The sequence below is a fragment of the Streptomyces sp. NPDC107500 genome, assembly GCF_055582785.1.
The window spans coordinates 576,387-597,427 of record NZ_JBVJPF010000001.1 but is presented as its reverse complement, the minus strand read 5'-3'; the positions used below and the strand labels follow the sequence as shown (position 1 = coordinate 597,427).

Genomic DNA, 21,041 nt, shown 5'->3' with positions numbered 1-21,041 from the left:
GAGCGGCTAGCGCCGAGTGAAGTCGGTGATCGTCCCCGTCTCGAACGCGACGATCTCGTGGCCCGTACCGACGACGAAGTCGCCGTCGTCGCTGAGCGAGACCGCGCGCGCCGGATACGGCGTGGCCCAGCTCAGCATCTCGTTCGGCTTGTGCAGGTTCCAGACCCGCACCGTGTAGTCGTCCCCCACCGTGACGGCGACCGGGAGACCGTCGACATGGCCCGTCGCGACCCCGTTCACCACACCGGTGTGGCCGGCCAGAACGGCCACTTCGTCGCTGGTCGACAGGTCCCAGGCCCGCATCGCCCCGTCGTCACCCACGCTCACGGCCAGTTCCGTCCCGCCGACCGCCGCACAGGCGACGCCGTGGGCCGCGCCGGAGTGGGCTGTCAGGGCATTGATGCGCCGGCCGGTCAGCAGGTCCCACGTGCACATCATGCCGTCGTCTCCGACGGTCACGGCCACCTGCCGATCGCCCAGACGCGTACACGCGACCCCGTTCACCACTCCTGAATGGGCCTGCGCGGAGCAGATGCTCTCGCCCGATCCCAGGTCCCACACGCGCATGACCCCCGAAGCGTCACCGGACACCGCCACCGCGCGCCCGTCGGCGTGCGCGGTGGCCAGACCCCAGATCCAGTCCTCGTGGCCCCGCAGCACCCTCTCGTGCCGACGGGTCTCCAGATCCCAGACGTGCAACGCGTAGCTGCCACCGCCGCCCACGACCGCGACGGGCGCACCTTCGACGTTCGCACAGGCGACCGCGTTCACCGCGCCCTTGTATCCGGTGAGGACAGCCCTCTGCTCCCCGGTGCGGGCGTCCCAGACGCGCACCGCTCCGTCCCCGTCGCCTCCCACGGTCAGCGCGACCGACGCACCCTTGATCTTGGCGTGCGCCACCGACCACAGCCAGCCGGTGTGACCGTGCCCGCCCTCCGGCGGCCGCTGGACCGGAACAGCCGTGCGCGCCGTCCCCCCCTGCGCCGCCGCGCGAGCGCCGTCATCGGCGTCCTCCTCCAGTCCGAGCAGAAGACGCCGGGTCCCCGCCCGCAGATCCCAGACGTGCACCGACCCGTCGGCACCGCCGGTCACGGCCATCGGAGCGCCGTCCACCACGGTGGCCGCGACGGCGTTGACCGCTCCGGCGTGGCCCGCCAGCACGGCGGAGGGCTCGCCCCGTGCCAGGTCCCACACGCGCACCGTGTAGTCGCCCCCGCCCACGACGGCCAGCGGTCGTTCGTCGACGACGGCGCAGGCCACACCGTTCACCCAGCCGGTGTCACCACTCAGCGTCCGCATTTCCCGACGGCTCTCCAGGTCCCAGACACACAGATGCCCGTCCCCGCCGCCGCCGGAGACGGCGACCGAGACTCCGTCGACCCGCGTGGACGACACCGCCCACACCCAGCTGCTGTGGCCGGTGAACGCGGCGCGTTCCGTCCGCTCCTCCAGATCCCAGAGGCGGACGGAGCCGTCGGCTCCCACACTGATGGCGTGCGGCACCTCCCCGACGGTGATGCAGGAGACTCCGTTGACGGCTCCCGGATGCCCCACGAGTGAGGCCAGCTGTTCTCCTTCGGCCAGGTCCCACAGCCGGACCGACGCGTCGCCGCCCCCGACGACGGCCACCGGCATCCGGTTCACCACGGTGCAGGAGAGTCCGTTGACGGCTCCCCCCTGTGCGCTGAGGACTGCGAGGCTCTGCCCTGTCGACAGATCCCACATCCGCACGGTGTAGTCGTCGCCCCCGGACAACGCGACGGACGCCCCGTTCACCGTGGTGCAGGCCACCGCGTTGATGGCTCCCTGGTGACCGGCCAGGACGGAGCACAGCTCCCCCGTACGCATGTCCCAGACACGTACCAGGCCGTCGGTGCTCCCGCTGACGGCGACCGGGCGTCCACCCACCTCGCCGCAGGCGACCGCGTTGACGGAACCCGGCCGTTCCACCGAGGCCTGCGTGGTCTGGCTGTCGGTGGCCCACACCGGCCGCCAGAGAGCGTTGCGGCTCAGGCGCCGCGCGAGGTCACGGTCGCTGAACCGCAAGGCGTCGATCGCCAGCAGGTCCCTCCGGATTCCGGGGCTGGCCCGTCGGTGGTCACCGGCCGAGGTCCTGTAGAGGTCTGCCAGCCGCAGCGCCGGCTCCGTGGTGAGCCTGTCCAACACGGCCAGCAGGGGGCCCGGTTCGGCATGCACGAGGAATTCGGCGTCCGTCACCAGTTCGTCCAGCTCGCCGCATGCGGCGGCGTGCGTGGCGAGGTGGTGCAGCGTGTAGGGGTGAGCACGTGGCCAGTCGAGGCGTCCCAGAGACGTACGGGGCACAAGGCCCTTCAGTACCTCGACGAATCCTCGCTGGGCCTCCCTCGCGTTCCCGTCCCGCCGCAGGTGCTCGGCCAGGGCCTGGTGGTAGAGGCGGTACGCCGAATGACCGAACTCGGTCGCCTCCACCACGTACCTGCCGGTGGAGTGCTGAAGCCAGAGCAGGTCCTCGTCGTTGTAGTGGCGCCCGGACAATCGGGAGGCCAGCGCGCTCCAGATGTCTTCCCAGGGCAGCCCTTGGCCCTCCGCGTACGCGAGCGGCCGCAGGAGATCCCTCGCGCGGTCGGCTTCGGCACCGAGTCGTTCGTCCAGGTCCTGTGCCATAGCCGAGTCCGCGGTCTTCGGCAGCGCCTGCCGCCACCGGGCGTCCTCGTGGTCGGCGACGGCGTCCTGGGAGGCGAGGGTTCCGGAGACGATGCGAGCGACCAGGAAGGACGGGAACGCCGCCTCGGCGACGGCGTCGGCGACCTCACTCACCAGTGCCGGTGCCGCGTCGGCGTAGGGACTGTCCGGCCGGGACTCCACCAGTCCCTGGTGCGCGTATGCCGCGAGCGCGGCTCGGTCGGCGTAGGTCTCGTTGTCCAGATCGACGAGCTTCACCTTCACATCCCGTTGCAGATGTCTGATCAGGTGCGGTCTGGTTCCGAGAAGAAGGCGTACGTTTCCGTTGCCGAACCGGATGATCGGCTGGATCAGCTGCGTCACCAGTGTGTTGGGGGTGGCGGCCTCGTCCAGAGCGTCGATGATCGCGGTGAACGGCCGTTGCCGGTTCGCCACCGCGTCGAGCAGGGTTCCCACCGTCGGGGCACGCACACCGGCGGCCGCCGCCAGCCCGTTGAGCACGTCCTCGTCGGTGAGGGCCTGTGCGTAGATGACCACGTCGACACACCCGGGCCGGGGCACGGCGGCGTCCGGCAGGTCGAGCAGGCGCAGCGGCACACTGTGGTGACGCTCCTCGCTGGTGAGAGCCGCGATGAGGCCCAGGACGGCGGTTTTCCCCGAACCGGGCCCGCCCGTCACCACCGCCGCCGCCGACAGCCGGTCCGGACCCTCCAGCCACTCGGTGAGCTCGGCCAGGGTCCGCCGTCGGCCCCTGAACCACCAGCCGCCCTCTTCGCCGAACGACGCCTTGGCACGCACCAGCATGCGCCTGACCAGTTCGGTTTCCCTGCGCTCCGCCTGTGCCTGCCACTCGATCGCTTGCTGCATCGCGAGATCTACTTCGAACGGGCGACTGTGCCGCCGTGGATTCGGGAAGAACGCGGGCACGTCACCGAGCATCTTGGCCGCGTGCCACTCGATGACCTGTGTGGGCGGCCGGGTGAGGTCCGCGTTCATATGGGCAACGAGCGAGCCGAGACTTAGGTACTCGGGCTTTTCTCCGGCGATGGCGAGACTGTCCACCGCCGCGGTGAGCAGATTGGGGAGCGCTTCGACCAGCGCGGACTGGGCCGGCTGAGCGGAGGCGATGAACGCGATACCCGCGCTGTCGTTGTCCGGGCTCCTGCGCAGACTCTCCAGAGCCGCCGCGACGGAGTCTCCGGCACCCTGGCCCGCGTGGCAGGTGTCGAGGATGAAGAGCAGGTGCTTGATGTCCGTGTCGTCGAGCAGAACCGAGGCGATCTGGGACGTCGGCAGCGCCTGCTTCGGTTTCGACAGGTCGCAGTCGGTGGGGAAGAACATGTGCCTGCGCGGTGTCGAACCCAGTAACTGGCCGTGGCCCGCGAGATAGACGACAACCATGTCGTCGGGCCGCCTGTCCTCCGCGGTGGCGAAGCGCTCCAACTGGTCCAGGAGTGTGTTGCGGTCGGGATCGAGTCCGAGGTCGCTGACGTGGGTGTATCCGAGGCGTGTGGTGAAGAGGTCGATGATCTTCTGCCGCGCCCGGACCAGCCCTGGACGGTCCCCGGCCGGAGACCGGGGCAGATGCGCCACGGCGGTGGCGAGGAGAAGCCGTCGTGGCCCTCTCGGCCCGTCGGTCCGACTCATCGGCAACGGCCCCTTCCGGTCGTCCCTGACTCGGAGACCGCAGGTGCTCCCGTCCGGTCCTTCTCCGGGACGCCCCTTCGCCTCCACCCCCTGCTCAGCCAATCCCCCGGACGGCCGCCCATCACTCCCCACCGAAGCATGCCGCCTACCCGGCGTGTCTCTCATGCGCCCCCAATTCCACCTTGTAGGGCTGGAGTTGAGAGGTGAGGCTGATGACAGGCCGCAGACTACACAACGCACTCGTACGAGGGACACTCCACGCGGCGCCCAGATTCGCACGAAGGAAGCGAGGCAGGGATGACGTCCAATCTCCAGTACACGAACCCACTACTGGCCCGGACATCACGCGAGCCGTCGCTCGCGCTCCGGCAAGCGCGTTCGACGGACGTCGCCGAGTTGCACGCCCTCGACGAGAAGATCTTCCAGAAGGTCGCGTATCCGTACTTCCTCATGCGTCAGTTGGTCGACATCTACGGACCGCACCTTCTGGTCCTGGACGACGACGAGCACCTGCACGGATACGTGCTGGCGGCGACCTCCGCCCACAACCGCGAAAGCTGGATACTGGGCCTGTGCGTCGCGATGGATCATCGCGGGGAGGGCCTGGGGCGGCTGCTGATGGCGGCGATCCTCGAACAACTGCGCAAGGACGGCATCCAGGTCGTACGGCTCACCGTGGAGCCGGAGAACAGGGTGGCGGTCAGACTGTACGAGCACTTCGGCTTCCTGCCGGAGGGACCCGAGAACGGCCTGCGCAGCGACTACTTCGGCCCCGGCGAGCACCGGCTGGTCATGCGCCTCGCCCTCCAGGGAGCCGCCTGACCCACCGACCGCCGGGAACCTCCGCCGGCCGGTGAGTGACGGCCATCGGCCGCGACCTCCGTCAGGAGGGCGTGCCCGCCGACTCCATGAGGCGGGTGATGTCGTCGGAGCAGAGGGTCAGGGCCGCCCCGACCGTCGCCAGGGTGTCGCGTTCGGCGGGGGTGTAGGGGCCGTCGGCGAGGGCGATGCGGGCGCCCTGGAGCAGGATCGACTCGCGTCCGACGGTGGCGAGGTGCGGGGCCAGCGGGTCCAGCGCCTCGTGCAGTTCTATGGCGAGGCCCGGCACGCAGGGTTCGCCGTGGACCCGGCCGGTGTCCGCCTCCAGCGCCTCGACGAGCGCGTTCAACTGCTCCTCGGTGCAGTCCTCGAAGCCGGCCGCGCGCACCGCCACGGCCGCCGTCTCCAACGCGGTGCGGGAGCAGGCACCGCCGGCGGCGAGCACCGCGAGGGCGACGGTGTGCACGGCGTCGCGGAGCATCGCCGAGAAGCGGGTGGTGGTGGGGTGGTCGAGGACCTCGGTGCCGTAGTGGCGGCGGCAGGCCGCGCACTCGACGGTCGGCGCGGACTCGCCGCGGGGCAGCAGGGGCACGCCGAGCAGGGTGAAGCGGCGCCGTCCGGCGAGCCGCTGGTAATTGCGGTCGCCACCGCAGCCGGGGCAGAAGAACTCACCGTCGCCGACCGGCGTCCACGCGGTGCGGGTGCCCAGGATGCGTGGCAGCCGGGCAGCTCGGCCGTTTCGTCCCCGTCCAGGCAGCACGTCGCACCTCCGTAACGGCGCGACAGCATCGTCGCGCTGGCGTGATGTTAGCCACATCACCGACGTGGAGTCAGTACCCAGGACGAGACCTTTCCGTGACCTGCACAGATATATGGCCGGTATATGACGGGGCCCCGCCCGCCGTGCTGCGGCGAGCGGGGCACCAAACCACCGATTCGGCTGGTCAGCGAGTTGCGCGGTTGACGGCGGAGACGACGGCCTTCAGCGAGGCGCGCGTGGTGTTCGCGTCGATTCCGATGCCCCACAGAACCTTGTCGCCGATGGCGCACTCGATGTAGGAGGCGGCCTGCGCGGAGGCGCCCTCGCTCATCGTGTGCTCCTGGTAGTCCAGCAGCCGTACGTCGATGCCGACGCCCTGCAACGCGTGGAAGAACGCCGAGATCGGGCCGTTGCCGGTGCCGACCAGGGTGGTCTCCACGCCGTCGACCGCGGCCTCGACGGTGAGGGTGTCCACGCCGTCGCGGTCGGTCGTGGTCTGGCCGTTGGCCACCTGGATGCGGCCCCAGGGGTTGTCCGGGTTGGGCAGGTACTCGTCCTGGAAGACGTCCCAGATGGCCGTGGGCGTGATCTCGCCGCCCTCGGCGTCCGTCTTGGCCTGGATGATCTTCGAGAACTCGATCTGCATCCGGCGGGGCAGGTCCAGGCTGTGGTCGTTCTTCAGCACGTAGGCGATGCCGCCCTTGCCGGACTGCGAGTTGACGCGGATGACCGCCTCGTAGGAGCGGCCGACGTCCTTCGGGTCGATGGGCAGGTACGGGACGGCCCACTCGATGTCGTCGACGGTGACGCCCTTCGCGGCCGCGTCGGCCTCCATGGCGTCGAAGCCCTTCTTGATGGCGTCCTGGTGGGAGCCGGAGAAGGACGTGTAGACCAGGTCGCCCGCGTAGGGGTGGCGCGGGTGGACCTCCATCTGGTTGCAGTACTCCCACGTGCGACGGATCTCGTCGATGTCGGAGAAGTCGATCTGCGGGTCGACGCCCTGGGAGAACAGGTTCATGCCCAGGGTGACCAGGTCGACGTTGCCGGTGCGCTCGCCCTGTCCGAACAGGCAGCCCTCGATGCGGTCGGCGCCGGCCATCAGCGCCAGCTCGGCCGCCGCGACCGCCGTACCGCGGTCGTTGTGCGGGTGGACGGACAGCACCACGTGCTCGCGGCGGGACAGGTTGCGGTGCATCCACTCGAAGCGGTCCGCGTGCGTGGACGGCGTGGAACGCTCCACGGTGGCGGGCAGGTTGAGGATGATCTCGCGGCCCGGACCGGGCTGGTAGGTGTCCATCACCGCCTCGCAGACCTCCAGGGCGAAGTCCAGCTCGGTGTCGGTGAAGATCTCCGGCGAGTACTGGTAGCCGAACTCCGTCTCGGGGCCCAGCAGTTTCTCGGCGTACTCCATGACCAGCCGGGTGCCGTCGACGGCGATCTGCTTGATGTCGTCCCGGGAGCCGCGGAAGACGACCCGGCGGAAGACGGGGGCGGTCGCGTTGTACAGGTGGACCGTGGCCCGCTTGGCGCCCTTCAGGGACTCCACCGTGCGCTCGATCAGGTCCTCGCGGGCCTGGGTCAGTACGGAGATCGTGACGTCGTCCGGGATGGCGTCCGGGTCCTCGACGATGGAGCGTACGAAGTCGAAGTCGGTCTGGCCGGAGGCCGGGAAGCCGACCTCGATCTCCTTGTAGCCCATCTTGACCAGCAGATCGAACATCGCGCGCTTGCGGGCGGGCGACATGGGGTCGATCAGGGCCTGGTTGCCGTCGCGCAGGTCGGTGGAGAGCCAGCGGGGGGCGGTGGTGACGCGCCGGTTCGGCCAGGTGCGGTCGGCGATGTCGACCTGCTCGTACCCGCGGTACTTGGCTGTCGGCATGGGGCTGGGCTGCTGGCGGTTGGCCATGATGGCGTGGGCTCCTCGTGAGTTCCGCGGTGTCCGCGTGGTCCGGAAGGACGGCCGACGGCACCACCAAGCTCCGCGGGGAGGGAGTCGGCCTCTTACAGGCCCTCGCCGCGGCAGCTAAGGAGAAGCAGCCCGAAACGCATGATGCCCAGCACCATAGCCGAGTCACGCCGGTCACGCGGGTCCGTATCAGTATGCGGGACCATGGAGGGAACCGGGGCAAAAGGTGCCGTATACCACTTGCCGGTGGCCGCGGGGCCGCCTTGGTGCCGTTTTTCACCAATCGTGGTTGCGGGTGGTGACACCACCGTCACGCAGTGCGAAGGTGCCGGACATGACGACCCACGGGGGCTTCGAGCCCGTCTTCTGCACCATCGTGCCGCCCCACGTACTCGACCGGCTGGCCCAGCACGCCGACCCGGTGCTCTCCGGACCGGCCCGCCGCACCCTCCAGCGCGACGCCTTCGAGCGCACCCACCGCCGGCTGACCACGGTCATCGGCGCCCCCACGATCGCTCCGCGCGCCGGTGCCGAGGCCGGGAAGCCGCACCGCACGGTCTTCGACGCCCGGCACGGCACCGACCTGCCCGGCAAGAAGGTGCGCACCGAGGGTGCGGAGCCCGGCCGGGACGCCACCGTGAACCGCGCCTACGCGGGCCTGGGCGCCACCTTCGAGCACTTCCTCGAGGTGTACCGGCGCGACTCCATCGACGGCGCCGGACTGCCGCTGGACGCGACCGTGCACTACGACCGCGAGTACAACAACGCCTTCTGGAACGGCGAGCAGATGGTCTTCGGCGACGGGGACGGGGAGATCTTCCTCGACTTCACCGTCGCCCTCGACGTGATCGGCCACGAGCTGACCCACGGCGTCACCCAGCACACCGCCAACCTGACCTACTACGGCCAGCCTGGCGCCCTGAACGAGTCGGTCTCGGACGTCTTCGGGGCCCTCGTCAAGCAGTACTCGCTCGGCCAGACCGCCGCCGAGGCCGACTGGCTGATCGGCGCCGGACTGCTCGCCCCGCGCGTGACGGGCGTGGCGCTGCGCTCCATGAAGGCGCCGGGCACGGCGTACGACGACGACGTGCTCGGCAAGGACCCGCAGCCCGCGACGATGGACGACTTCGTCCGCACCGGCCGCGACAACGGCGGCGTCCACATCAACTCCGGCATCCCCAACCACGCCTTCCACCTGCTCGCCACCGCGCTCGGCGGGCACGCCTGGGAGCGGGCCGGGCAGATCTGGTACGACGTGCTGACCGGGGGCGAGCTGGCGCAGGACGCGCTGTTCGCGGACTTCGCGACGCTCACCCTGAAGGCCGCCCGGGAGCGCTACGGCGACGGCGAGGAACTGGAAGCGGTACGCAAGGCCTGGGAGCAGGTCGGGGTGCGCACGCTGTAGTTCCGTACTAGACACGGTTGCATGCGGATTTTGGTGAGGCGCACAGGAGGCTTCGCGGGCATCGAACGCCACGCGGAGGTCGATACGGCGGAGCGCCCCGACGCGGCCGAGTGGCACGCGCTGGCCGAGCGGGCGTGCGCCGACGGCCGGGCCACGCCCCCGGTCGGAGTCCCGGACGGGTTCAGCTACCAGATCACCGTGGACGGGACGACGGTGTACGCCGCCGACCCCCGGCTGACGGACGAGCAGCGCAGGCTGATCTCCCGGGTGCTGAAGGAGGGTGCGTAACGCGGAACGCCGTTGACGTGCAAGGGCGTTGACTTCCCGCGCGGGGGGTGCGGATGATCCGCGCATGGCGACTGATCCAGGCACGGGCACGGCCCCGGACCCGCTCCCCCGGTTCCCGGACGGCTTCCTGTGGGGCGTGTCCACCTCGGCACACCAGATCGAGGGCGCGGCCGGCCTGCGCGAGCGCTCCGTGTGGGACGACTTCACGGACCTGCCGGGCCGGGTGAAGGACGGCTCGACGGCGGCGGTGGCCTGCGACCACTACCACCGCCACCGCGAGGACGTGGCGCTGCTGGCGGACCTCGGCGTGGACGCGTACCGCTTCTCGGTCTCCTGGCCCCGGGTCAACGCGCCGGGCGGCCTCGACTTCTACGACCGCCTGGTGGACGACCTGTGCGCGGCGGGCGTCCGGCCGGTGCCGACCCTCTTCCACTGGGACCTGCCGGCCGGTCTGGACTGGCTGGAGCGGGACACCGCCGCCCGGTTCGCCGCGTACGTGTCGGTCGTCGCCGACCGGCTGGGCGACCGGGTCGACAAGTGGATCACCCTCAACGAGCCCGCCGAGCACACCCTGCTCGGCCACGCCCTCGGCACCCACGCCCCCGGCCGCACGCTGCTCTTCGACGCGCTGCCGGTCGCCCACCACCAGCTCCTCGCGCACGGTCTGGCGGTACGGGCGCTGCGCGCGGCGGGCGCCACGGACATCGGCATCGCCAATTCGCACGGTCCCACCTGGCCCGCCTCGGACGACCCGGCCGACCGCGAGGCGGCGGACCTGTACGACGTCCTGCTGAACCGCATGTTCAGCGACCCGCTGCTGACCGGGCGGTACCCGGAGGGCATCGGCGAGCTGATGCCGGGGGACGTGGCGGCCGACCTGGAGGTCGTCGCGGAGCCGCTGGACTTCTACGGCGTGAACTACTACGCGCCGGCCCTGGTGGGCGCCCCGCTGGGCACCGAGACGGGGTCCGGCGGGGTGACCCTCCCGGCCGAGCTGCCCTTCTCGCTGCGCGCCGTCGAGGACCGGCCGCTGACGGACTTCGGCTGGCCGGTCGTCCCCGAGGGGCTGACCGAGCTGCTCACCGGCCTGCGCGACCGCTACGGCGACCGGCTCCCGCCCGTCGTCATCACCGAGAACGGCTGCTCCTACGAGGGCCTGGACGACCGGGACCGCATCGCCTACCTCGACGGGCACGTCCGCGCCCTGCACCGGGCCGTCGAGGCGGGGGTGGACGTGCGCGGCTACTTCGTGTGGTCGCTGCTGGACAACTTCGAGTGGGCCGAGGGATACGCCCGCCGGTTCGGACTGGTCCACGTGGACTTCACGACGCTGGAGCGCACGCCCAAGGCGTCGTACGGGTGGTTCCGGGACCTGGTCCGCGAGGGGCGGCGGGGCGGGCGGCCGGGCGCCGCCGGACCGCCGCGCATATAAAAACCTCGGCGCTGTCGGCGGGGAGTCGTACGCTGGAGGCAGCAGACCACACCCGTCACGCGGCACGCGCCGCAGAGGAGGACGAGCAGGCCTAGAGCGCCGGCCCATGACTCAGACACCCTCAGCCCACACCCCCGCGCAGGGGCAGGCGAGAGCACAGATCAGCGTCCCCGCCCAGCACCCCATGGTGACCGTCCTGGGCTCCGGAGACTCCCTCCTGCGCGTGATCGAGAAGGCCTTCCCGGCGGCCGACATCCATGTCCGGGGCAATGAGATCAGCGCCGTCGGCGACACCCACGAGGTCGCCCTCATTCAGCGCGTTTTCGACGAGATGATGCTGGTGCTCCGCACGGGGCAGCCGATGACGGAGGACGCAGTGGAACGCTCGATCGCCATGCTCAAGGCGAGCGAGAACGGGGAGAGCGACGGCCAGGAGACCCCGGCCGAGGTGCTCACGCAGAACATCCTGTCCTCGCGCGGCCGCACCATCCGCCCCAAGACGCTGAACCAGAAGCGGTACGTCGACGCGATCGACAAGCACACCATCGTCTTCGGCATCGGCCCGGCGGGCACCGGCAAGACCTACCTGGCGATGGCGAAGGCCGTGCAGGCCCTCCAGTCCAAGCAGGTCAACCGGATCATCCTGACCCGTCCGGCGGTCGAGGCCGGCGAGCGGCTCGGCTTCCTGCCGGGCACGCTCTACGAGAAGATCGACCCGTATCTGCGCCCGCTGTACGACGCGCTGCACGACATGCTCGACCCCGACTCGATCCCCCGTCTGATGGCGGCCGGGACGATCGAGGTCGCGCCGCTGGCCTACATGCGCGGCCGCACGCTGAACGACGCGTTCATCATCCTGGACGAGGCCCAGAACACCAGCCCCGAGCAGATGAAGATGTTCCTCACCCGCCTCGGCTTCGAGTCGAAGATCGTCATCACGGGTGACGTGACGCAGGTCGACCTGCCCGGCGGCACCAAGTCGGGTCTGCGGCAGGTCCAGGAGATCCTGGACGGCGTCGAGGACGTCCACTTCTCCCGGCTCACGTCACACGACGTGGTCCGGCACAAGCTGGTGGGCCGTATCGTCGACGCCTACGAGTTGTACGACAGCCGGAACGGCACCGAGAACGGCACCCACAAGGGCGGCCACGCTCCGCGAAACGGTGCCAAGGCCAAGGGGAAGTAGACCAGCACGACCATGTCGATCGACGTCAACAACGAGTCCGGAACCGAGGTCGACGAGCAGGCGATCCTCGACATCGCCCGCTACGCGCTCGCGCGGATGCGCATCCACCCGCTCTCCGAGCTCTCGGTGATCGTCGTGGACGACGGCGCCATGGAGCAGCTGCACATCCAGTGGATGGACCTGCCCGGTCCGACGGACGTGATGTCCTTCCCGATGGACGAGCTGCGCCCGCCCGCCAAGGACGAGGACGAGCCGCCGCAGGGGCTGCTCGGCGACATCGTGCTCTGTCCGGAGGTCGCCGCCAAGCAGGGCGCCGAGGCGCCGACGCAGCACTCCATGGACGAGGAACTCCAGCTCCTGACCGTCCACGGGGTGCTGCACCTGCTCGGCTACGACCACGAGGAGCCGGACGAGAAGGCCGAGATGTTCGGTCTCCAGGCCGCCATCGTGGACGGCTGGCGTGCGGAGCGGGGCCTGACCGGCCCGTCTCCGGCCCCGACCGTCTCATGAGCCTCCCCCTGGTCGCGGGCGCCGTGGCCCTGATCGTGGTCGCCTGGCTCGCCGCCTGCGCGGAGGCGGGCCTGGCCCGGGTCTCCAGCTTCCGGGCCGAGGAGGCGGTACGGTCCGGGCGGCGCGGTGGCGAGAAGCTCGCCAAGGTCGCCGCCGACCCGACGCGCTACCTCAACGTGGCGCTGCTGGTCCGTGTCGCCTGCGAGATGGCTGCCGCCGCGCTCGTCGCGTACGCCTGCCTGAAGGAGTTCGCCAACACCACCGAGGCCCTGCTGATCGCCATCGCGGTCATGGTGCTCGTCTCGTACGTCGCCGTCGGGGTCTCCCCGCGCACCATCGGCCGCCAGCACCCGCTGAACACGGCGACGGTCGCGGCGTACGTGCTGGTGCCGCTGGCCCGCGTCATGGGCCCGATCCCGTCCCTGCTCATCCTCATCGGCAACGCGCTCACCCCCGGCAAGGGCTTCCGCCGCGGTCCCTTCGCCTCCGAGGCGGAGCTGCGCGCGCTGGTCGACTACGCCGAGAAGGAGTCCCTGATCGAGGCCGAGGAGCGCCGCATGGTGCACTCGGTGTTCGAGCTGGGCGACACCCTTGTCCGCGAGGTCATGGTCCCGCGCACCGACCTCGTGGTCATCGAGCGCTACAAGACCATCCGGCAGGCGCTCACCCTCGCCCTGCGCTCGGGCTTCTCCCGGATCCCGGTCACCGGGGACAGCGAGGACGACATCGTCGGCATCGTGTACCTGAAGGACCTGGTCCGCAGGACGCACATCAGCCGGGAGGCGGAGAGCGACCTGGTCTCCACCGCGATGCGCCCCGCGACCTTCGTGCCCGACACCAAGAACGCCGGTGACCTGCTGCGCGAGATGCAGAAGGAGCGCAGCCACGTCGCCGTCGTCATCGACGAGTACGGCGGCACGGCCGGCATCGTGACCATCGAGGACATCCTGGAGGAGATCGTCGGCGAGATCACCGACGAGTACGACCGGGAGCTGCCGCCGGTCGAGGAGCTGGGCCAGGACCGCTTCCGGGTCACCGCGCGCCTCGACATCGGCGACCTGGGCGAGCTGTACGGCCTGGAGGCGTTCGACGACGAGGACGTGGAGACGGTGGGCGGTCTGCTGGCGAAGGCGCTGGGCAGGGTGCCGATCGCCGGTGCCTCCTCGATCGTGGAGCTGCCCGACGGCCGGGAACTGCGGCTGACCGCGGAGGCCGCGGCGGGCCGCCGGAACAAGATCGTGACGGTGCTGGCGGAGCCGGTGGGCGCCACGGAGGCCCCGAAGGAGGAGGCGGCGCAGGAGTGAGTCCCGAGGAGCTGCGCGACTTCTGCCTGTCCTTCAACGCCTCGGTGGAGGACTTCCCCTTCAACCCGGAGACCTCGGTCTTCAAGGTGCTGGGGAAGATGTTCGCGCTGTCCTCGCTGGACGGGCGCCCGCTCACGGTCAACCTCAAGTGCGACCCGGACGACGCGGTGCGGCTGCGGGCCGAGCATCCGGGGCTGATCGTCCCCGGCTGGCACATGAACAAACGGCACTGGAACACGGTGACCGCCGGCGGCGGGCTCCCGGACCGTGTGGTCCGGGAGCTGGTCGAGGACTCGTACGACCTGGTGGTCGCCGGCCTACCGCGTGCGGAGCGGCTCCGCCTCGACCGCCCCTGAGCCGGCCGTGCGGCGGGTGCGCAGTCCGGCCGCGACCAGCGCCGCGGCGGCCAGCACGATCGCCGCGTCGAGCAGCAGCACCGCGTGCACGCCGGACCGCAGGTCGGCCGAGGTGGTGGCGAGGACGCCCAGCAGCGGGATGCCGACGGTGATGCCGACCTGCTGCGTGGAGGTGACCAGGCCGGTCGCAAGGCCCTGCTCCTCGTCGGGGACGCCCGAGGTGACGGTCAGGCCGTAGGAGATGATCGCGCCCAGGTGGCACATGCTGGCCAGGGACACACCCGCGGTGGCCAGCCACACCGAGCCGCCGCCGTCCCCGAGGCCCAGCAGGGACAGCCCCAGCAGACCCTGCCCGGCGAGCGAGCCGACCAGGGTGCGCCGGGCACCGAAGCGATTGATGACGCGCGGGGCGTACGAGCCGGCCACGACCGACAGGACGCCCTGCACCCCGAAGACGAGTCCGGTCTCGAAGGCGGTCAGGCCCAGGACCTCCTGGAGGTACAGGGTCAGGACGAAGATCACCGTCGACATCATCGAGAAGGTGACCAGTCCGCCCAGGTTGCCCCACGCCACCGTGCGGCGGCGCAGCATCGGCAGGGAGACGAGGGGCGCCGCGCTGCGGGACTCGACGGCCACGAAGGCGGCCAGGAGCAGCAGCCCCGCGACGAGGGTGCCGAGGACGTCGGGGCGGCCGAAGCCGTGCTCGGCGGCCGTGGACAGGGAGTAGATCAGGGACAGCAGGCCACCGGTGACGGTGACCGCGCCGGGGACGTCCAGGCGGGGGCGGTCCGGGGTGCGGGACTCGGGGAGCAGGCCGGGGGCGAGCGGCAGCACGATCAGGGCGAAGACGGAGAGCAGGCCCATCGTGGAGCGCCAGCTCAGCAGGTCGGTCAGCACGCCCCCGGCCACCATGCCGACGGTGAAGCCGAGCGAGAGCAGGGTGCCGGAGATGCCCAGGGCGCGGGCGCGTGCGGGCCCTTCCGGGAAGGTGGTCGTCAGCAGGGACATGCCGGTGGGGACGATGGCCGCGGCGCCGAGCCCCTGGAGGGCGCGTCCGGCGAGGAAGGAGGCCGGGTCCCGGGCGAAGGTCGCCAGCAGCGAGGCGGCGGCGAAGAGCGCGAGGCCGGCGAGGAAGAGCCGGCGGCGGCCGTACAGGTCGCCGATGCGGCCGAAGAGCAGCAGGAACCCGCCGGACGGCAGCGCGAACGCGGTGACGGCCCACTGAAGGGCGGAGGGGCTCATGCCGAGGTCCGCGCCGAGGACGGGCAGGGCCACGTTCAGGACGGAGAAGTCGAGCGCGACCATGAACTGGGCCGCGCAGAGCACGAAGAGGACGAGCCGGTCGCGGGACGAGAGCCGGGCGGACGCGGCTCGCTGGGCCGCGGGAGTCGTCGGGGTGGTGTCGATCGCCATGGCAAGCAGCCTGCGGGCACCGGAATAGGCGTGGGGAGCGGCCAGTTGTCCTGGTGGTGGCACCACCAGCTTGGCCACGGGGGGAGAGTGGGGAATGCCGGACGTGATCGTGCGGCCCGAGGCGGGGTCGGGCCGGGGCAGGCGCCGAGGTGAGCTGCGGGAGTTCCTGATGAGCCGGCGGGCCCGGGTCTCCCCGGCCGAGGCGGGCCTGCCGGACGGCGGGGCGCGGCGCCGGACGCCGGGGCTGCGCCGCGAGGAGGTGGCAGTGCTCGCCGGGGTGGGCGCCTCCTGGTACCAGTGGCTGGAACAGGGCCGGGACATCTCCGTCTCGCCGCAGGTCCTGGACGCGGTCGGCCGGGTGCTGCGGCTCAGCAACGCCGAGCGACGCCATCTGTACGTGCTGGCCGGGCTGAACCCGCCCGCCGCCGAGGTGGAGCCGACGAAGCGGGACATGTGCGAGGGGCTGCGGCGGCTGATCGACACGTGGATGCCGTACCCGGCGCACATCATGGACCGGTACTACAACTGCGTCATGTTCAACGACGCGGCGGGCGCGGTGCTGGGCATGCGGCCGGGGACCACGTGGAACTGCGTCGTCGACTTCTTCACCGACCCGCTCTACCGGGCCCGCTCCCGCAGCTGGCGGGAGAACGCGCGCACGGTCGTCGCCCAGTTCCGCGCCGCCTGCGCGGCCTCCCCGGACGACGAGGGGTTCCAGCAGGTGCTGGCGGAGCTGACGGCGGCCAGTGACGAGTTCGCGGCGCTGTGGGCGGAGCGGGACATCGAGGACGCCGGACAGATCCGCAAGGAGCTGGAGCACCCCCTGGTCGGGCTGCTCAGCCTGGAGTCGACCGCCCTGAAGGTGCCCGCGCGGCCCGATCTGACGATCGTGCTGCACACGCCGCTGGACGAGGCGAACAGCGCGGCCAAGCTGGAGTGGCTGGCCTCGCCGGAGGGCAGGCGCGGGGCGATGTACCCGGTGGCGGGGGGAGCGGACGGGGCGGCGGGGCCGCTCATGGCCGGATGACCGGGCTACGTATGCTCGGTCCATGACCGAGACTCCCGCCCTCGACCCCGAGGACCGCAAGATCGTCACCCTGGCCCGTTCCGCGCGGGCCCGCAACGGTGTGCCCGAGGGGGCGGCCGTGCGCGACGAGACCGGACGCACCTACGTCGCCGGGACCGTGGCCCTGGACTCGCTGAAGCTGAGCGCGCTGCGTACCGCGGTGGCGATGGCGGTGGCGTCCGGCGCGAAGTCCCTGGAGGCGGCGGCCGTGGTGACCGAGGCGGAGTCGGCGTCGGCGGAGGACCTGGCGGCGGTGCGGGACCTGGGCGGTCCCGGGACGCCGGTGCTGGTCGCCTCGCCGGACGGGACGGTCCGCTCCACGGTGAGCGCGGGCTGAGGCGGCCCCGCCGTCGGCCTTGGTACGGCGGGGCTCCGGGGATCAGGGACAATGGGCGCCATGAGCGTTCGTACCCAGTCATCCGAAGAACCGGCCGAGACTGTTCACCGGGCCGGCTTCGCCTGCTTCGTGGGCCGCCCCAACGCGGGCAAGTCCACCCTCACGAACGCTCTGGTCGGGCAGAAGGTGGCGATCACCTCGAACCGTCCGCAGACCACGCGGCACACCGTGCGGGGCATCGTGCACCGCGAGGAGGCCCAGCTGATCCTGGTGGACACCCCTGGGCTGCACAAGCCGCGCACGCTGCTGGGCGAGCGGCTGAACGACGTGGTGCGCACGACGTGGGCCGAGGTGGACGTCATCGGTTTCTGTCTGCCGGCCAACGAGAAGCTGGGCCCCGGTGACCGCTTCATCGCCAAGGAGCTGGCGGGGATCCGGAAGACGCCGAAGGTCGCGATCGTCACGAAGACCGACCTGGTCGACGGCAAGACCCTGGCCGAGCAGCTGATCGCGATCGACCGGCTCGGCGAGGAACTGGGCATCACCTGGGCGGAGATCGTCCCGGTGTCGGCCACCGCGAACAAGCAGGTCGACCTGCTCGCGGACCTGCTGACCCCGCTGCTGCCCGAGGGCCCCGCGCTCTACCCCGAGGGCGACCTGACCGACGAGCCCGAGCAGGTCATGGTCGCCGAGCTGATCCGGGAGGCCGCGCTGGAGGGCGTACGGGACGAGCTGCCGCACTCCATCGCGGTGGTCGTCGAGGAGATGCTCCCGCGCGAGGACCGCCCCGCCGACAAGCCGCTCCTCGACATCCACGCCAACGTCTTCATCGAGCGCCCCAGCCAGAAGGGCATCATCATCGGCCCCAAGGGCAAGCGCCTGAAGGACGTCGGCATCAAGTCCCGCAAGCAGATCGAGGCCCTCCTCGGCACCCCTGTCTTCCTGGACCTGCACGTGAAGGTCGCCAAGGACTGGCAGCGCGACCCCAAGCAGCTGCGACGGCTGGGGTTCTGACCCGCCCCTGCCCCGCACGCCCGCCACGCGGCGTCAGCCGCACATCGACACAGCCTGGACCTGCACGTGAAGGTCGCCAAGGACTGGCAGCGCGACCCCAAGCAGCTGCGACGGCTGGGGTTCTGAGCCGGCGGATCCGGGTGGTCAGGACGGCGGGCGGAAGCCGATCGTCGGGACGGCCCGGCGCAGGGGCCAGGCGGCCGGTGGGTCGTCGGGGAGCAGGGCGGCGAGGAACGCGTAGCGGCGCAGGGCCGTGGGGTCCTGGCCCCGGACCGACTGGACCTTGCGCCACCAGGTGGCGATCTCGCCCCAGCCGGGCGCCGACAGGGAGCCGCCGAACTCCTGGACCGAGAGGGCGGCGGTCAGACCGGCGAAGGCGAGCCGGTCGGCCAGGGGCCAGCCGGCCAGGGTGCCGGTGACGAACCCGGCCACGAAGACGTCCCCCGCACCGGTCGGGTCCAGGGCCTCCACCTCGATCGCCGGGACCTCGGCGCTCTCCCCCGTCCGCCGGTCCACCGCGTACGCGCCCTCCGCGCCGAGGGTGACCACGGCGAGCGGCACGTGCTCGGTCAGGGCGTGCGCCGCGGCGCGCGGGCAGGTGGCGCCGGTGTAGCGCATGGCCTCCTCCGCGTTGGGCAGGAAGGCCTCGCAGTGCGCGAGGTCGGAGAGCCCGGCCAGGTCCCACGCACCGGTGTCGTCCCAGCCGACGTCGGCGAAAACGCGGGTGCCGCGGGCGGCGGCCTGCGCGATCCAGGGGGCGCTCACGCCGGGCGTGAGGGAGGCGACGGCGGCACGCGCACGCGGCGGGCAGTCGGGGGACGGCTCCTCCGGCGGCGGCTCGTGGCCGTGGGAGACCATCGTGCGCTCCCCCTCGTACGCCATCGAGACCGTCACCGGCGAGTGCCAGCCGGGAACGGTGCGCGAGGAGCCGAGGTCGATGCCCTCGCCCCGGGCCAGGGCGTCCCAGCAGTAGTCGCCGTAGTGGTCGTCGCCGAAGGCCGCGGCGAGCGAGGTGCGCAGGCCGAGGCGGGCCAGCGCGGTCGCCATATTGGCGATGCCGCCGGGGCTCGACCCCATTCCGCGGGCCCAGGACTCGGTCCCGCGCACCGGTGCGGAGTCGAGCCCGGTGAAGACGACGTCGAGGAAGACGGTGCCGGTCAGATACACGTCCCAGGGCGGGTCCTGCGGGCCGCGCAGCGCGGCGAGAGGATCAACCCTGGACCGGCGGTGCGATTCCTCGTCCTGGGCGTGGCGATGGGTTCTCGCGTCGGCCGGCATGGCGGGCATGGCGGGCATGGCGGGCACGTCGGACGCGGTGGACACGGTGGACACGGTGGACGCTGTCACGGTGCGCTCCCTGGCATGGTGCGGATCCCGCCAGTGTGCACCACGCCGCCGACAATCCCCGCGCCCTACCAGCGCGGCACGGAGGGGGTGACCCAGTCCGGGTCCGCCACCCGCATCGCGGCGGCGTCGTCGCGGTCGCGCAGGGTGCCGTCGTCGTCGAGCCAGCGCCGGTGCAGGAACGCGAGGCGGTCGCGGTCGAGTTCGACACCGAGGCCGGGTGCGTCGGAGACGGTGACGTGGCCGCCGTCGAAGACGAGCCGTTCGGTGAGCACGTCCTCGGACTGCCAGGGGTAGTGGGAGTCGCAGGCGTGGTGCAGGTCGGGCACGGTGGCCGCGACGTGGGTCATGGCGGCCAGGCTGATCCCGAGGTGGGTGTTGGAGTGCATGGACACGCCGACGCCGAAGGTGCGGCAGACGGCGGCGAGCTGCTGGGTGTTGCGCAGCCCGCCCCAGTAGTGGTGGTCGGAGAGCACGACCTGGACGGCGCCCTTGGTGAACGCCTCCTGGATCTCGGCGAACGTCGTCACGCACATGTTGGTGGCGAGCGGCACCCCGGTCTTCGCGGCGACCTCGGCCATGGCCGGCGTGCCGAGCGCGGGGTCCTCCAGGTACTCCAGGACGTCCCCGAGTTCCTCGGCGACCCTGAGCGAGGTCTCCACGGACCAGGCGCCGTTGGGGTCCAGGCGCAGCGGGTGTCCGGGGAAGGCGTCGGCGAGCGCCCTGATCGCGGCGATCTCCTCGTCGGGCGGGAAGACACCGCCCTTGAGCTTGAAGGAGGTGAAGCCGTACCGCTCGGTGAAGGCGCGGGCCTGCGCGACCACGCCGGCCGGGTCGACGGCGGCGCCCCAGTCGTCCGGCTCGGCGGTGACGCCCTCGGGGTGGGCGGCCCACTTGTAGAAGAGGTAGGCGCTGTACTCGACACGGTCGCGGACCTTGCCGCCCAGCAGCGCGTGCACGGGCAGGCCGAGCGCCTTGCCGAGGGCGTCCAGGCAGGCGACCTCGAAGCCGGAGACGACGGACAGGCGCAGCTTGTCGGCGGTCTGGACGCCGCGCAGCCCGCCGACGTCGACCTGGGCGGAGATCCGGGAGTCGTCGACGGCCACCTCGTCGGCGATGGTGAACAGGCCGTTCAGATCGCTGACCTGACGGCCGACCAGCTCTTCGGCGAAGGGCCGGGCCAGTTCCAGGTACTTGGTGTCGCCGTAGGTCTCGCCGACGCCGGTGACCCCGTTGGCGGTCTCGACCTCGATGATCAGGCGGGGCGTGTACGGCTGGTGCACGCCCTGCGTGTTGAGCAGCGGCGGGTCCGCCACGAGGATCGGCGTGAGGTGGACGGCCGTGATGGTGAGGTCGGCGGTCACGGGGCGACTCCTCGTCTCTGTATGTAAACGGCATCCACGTATGGAGATCGAGACTAGGGAGCGCGACCCCAGGGCGTCAATGGCGCGACCGGGCTGGAAGGCGGCGGACGGCACCGGTCTGACGCCTGGTCAGCCGGGGTGGCGACTGCTGATACCCAGCACCGAAACCCCCAAACTCAAGTGTGACCCAGGTCATACCCCCTCGATTGTTTGCGGCGTTCCCGCTCTT

Annotated in this window: 17 protein-coding genes; 11 read left to right on the top strand and 6 right to left on the bottom strand. The window is 71.3% G+C overall.

Features of this window, described 5'->3' with window-relative positions:
• Positions 1–6: 6 nt before the first annotated feature.
• Entirely contained in the window at positions 7–4,308 is a 4,302-nt protein-coding gene (locus ACZ67M_RS02605) for a caspase family protein (RefSeq protein ID WP_469849282.1), read from the bottom strand.
• Between the two features lie 297 nt (positions 4,309–4,605).
• On the opposite strand from ACZ67M_RS02605, the gene ACZ67M_RS02600 reads away from it, so the two are divergent.
• Positions 4,606–5,130, top strand: a complete 525-nt coding sequence (locus tag ACZ67M_RS02600; RefSeq protein ID WP_361354874.1) for a GNAT family N-acetyltransferase — start codon at positions 4,606–4,608, stop codon at positions 5,128–5,130.
• A 61-nt stretch (positions 5,131–5,191) separates the two neighbouring features.
• Here ACZ67M_RS02600 and ACZ67M_RS02595 read toward each other — a convergent pair whose 3' ends face one another.
• Positions 5,192–5,887: a TerB family tellurite resistance protein gene (locus ACZ67M_RS02595; RefSeq protein WP_361354871.1), complete on the bottom strand. Its 696-nt coding sequence runs from the start codon at positions 5,885–5,887 to the stop codon at positions 5,192–5,194.
• A gap of 184 nt (positions 5,888–6,071) precedes the next feature.
• Complete coding sequence (gene leuA, locus ACZ67M_RS02590; protein ID WP_361354868.1) at positions 6,072–7,793, bottom strand: 2-isopropylmalate synthase; 1,722 nt, start codon at positions 7,791–7,793, stop codon at positions 6,072–6,074.
• 334 nt (positions 7,794–8,127) lie between these two features.
• On the opposite strand from leuA, the gene ACZ67M_RS02585 reads away from it, so the two are divergent.
• The 7 genes from ACZ67M_RS02585 (at position 8,128) to ACZ67M_RS02555 (ending at position 14,274) form a co-directional block, all read left to right on the top strand.
• Complete coding sequence (locus tag ACZ67M_RS02585) at positions 8,128–9,198, top strand: M4 family metallopeptidase (protein ID WP_385798546.1); 1,071 nt, start codon at positions 8,128–8,130, stop codon at positions 9,196–9,198.
• Positions 9,199–9,219: 21 nt separating this feature from the next.
• On the top strand, positions 9,220–9,486 hold the full coding sequence (locus ACZ67M_RS02580) for a protealysin inhibitor emfourin (protein ID WP_122620182.1): 267 nt from the start codon (positions 9,220–9,222) through the stop codon (positions 9,484–9,486).
• A 64-nt stretch (positions 9,487–9,550) separates the two neighbouring features.
• Positions 9,551–10,918 (top strand): GH1 family beta-glucosidase, encoded by a 1,368-nt coding sequence (locus tag ACZ67M_RS02575; protein WP_469849279.1) that lies wholly within the window; start codon positions 9,551–9,553, stop codon positions 10,916–10,918.
• 106 nt (positions 10,919–11,024) lie between these two features.
• Positions 11,025–12,104 (top strand): PhoH family protein, encoded by a 1,080-nt coding sequence (locus ACZ67M_RS02570; RefSeq protein WP_361354860.1) that lies wholly within the window; start codon positions 11,025–11,027, stop codon positions 12,102–12,104.
• A gap of 12 nt (positions 12,105–12,116) precedes the next feature.
• Positions 12,117–12,614, top strand: a complete 498-nt coding sequence (gene ybeY / locus ACZ67M_RS02565) for an rRNA maturation RNase YbeY (RefSeq protein ID WP_122620179.1) — start codon at positions 12,117–12,119, stop codon at positions 12,612–12,614.
• On the top strand, positions 12,611–13,918 hold the full coding sequence (locus ACZ67M_RS02560; RefSeq protein WP_385798549.1) for a hemolysin family protein: 1,308 nt from the start codon (positions 12,611–12,613) through the stop codon (positions 13,916–13,918). Before ybeY ends, ACZ67M_RS02560 begins: the two co-directional genes overlap by 4 nt.
• The gene (locus ACZ67M_RS02555; RefSeq protein WP_361354855.1) at positions 13,915–14,274 is read left to right on the top strand and encodes an MmcQ/YjbR family DNA-binding protein; all 360 of its coding nucleotides are present in this window, start codon (positions 13,915–13,917) and stop codon (positions 14,272–14,274) included. Before ACZ67M_RS02560 ends, ACZ67M_RS02555 begins: the two co-directional genes overlap by 4 nt.
• Here the strand turns inward: ACZ67M_RS02555 and ACZ67M_RS02550 are convergent.
• Positions 14,236–15,687 (bottom strand): MFS transporter, encoded by a 1,452-nt coding sequence (locus tag ACZ67M_RS02550; protein ID WP_361355514.1) that lies wholly within the window; start codon positions 15,685–15,687, stop codon positions 14,236–14,238. The two genes, ACZ67M_RS02555 and ACZ67M_RS02550, sit on opposite strands and share 39 nt — an antisense overlap.
• A gap of 94 nt (positions 15,688–15,781) precedes the next feature.
• Between ACZ67M_RS02550 and ACZ67M_RS02545 the strand changes: the two genes are divergently transcribed.
• Genes ACZ67M_RS02545 through era form a run of 3 tightly spaced genes read left to right on the top strand, consistent with a single transcriptional unit; the run spans position 15,782 to position 18,104 of the window.
• Positions 15,782–16,714, top strand: coding sequence for a helix-turn-helix transcriptional regulator (locus ACZ67M_RS02545; RefSeq protein ID WP_469849277.1), 933 nt, complete (start codon positions 15,782–15,784; stop codon positions 16,712–16,714).
• A 22-nt stretch (positions 16,715–16,736) separates the two neighbouring features.
• Positions 16,737–17,090: a cytidine deaminase gene (locus tag ACZ67M_RS02540; RefSeq protein WP_361354849.1), complete on the top strand. Its 354-nt coding sequence runs from the start codon at positions 16,737–16,739 to the stop codon at positions 17,088–17,090.
• Positions 17,091–17,150: 60 nt separating this feature from the next.
• Positions 17,151–18,104 (top strand): GTPase Era, encoded by a 954-nt coding sequence (gene era / locus ACZ67M_RS02535; RefSeq protein ID WP_185832290.1) that lies wholly within the window; start codon positions 17,151–17,153, stop codon positions 18,102–18,104.
• 144 nt (positions 18,105–18,248) lie between these two features.
• Here era and ACZ67M_RS02530 read toward each other — a convergent pair whose 3' ends face one another.
• Both ACZ67M_RS02530 and ACZ67M_RS02525 read right to left on the bottom strand, forming a co-directional pair.
• A complete protein-coding gene (locus ACZ67M_RS02530) occupies positions 18,249–19,382 on the bottom strand; it encodes a carbohydrate kinase family protein (protein ID WP_361355513.1) in 1,134 nt (377 codons plus the stop codon).
• A 134-nt stretch (positions 19,383–19,516) separates the two neighbouring features.
• Positions 19,517–20,812, bottom strand: a complete 1,296-nt coding sequence (locus ACZ67M_RS02525) for a glucarate dehydratase family protein (RefSeq protein WP_469849275.1) — start codon at positions 20,810–20,812, stop codon at positions 19,517–19,519.
• Positions 20,813–21,041 lie beyond the last annotated feature (229 nt).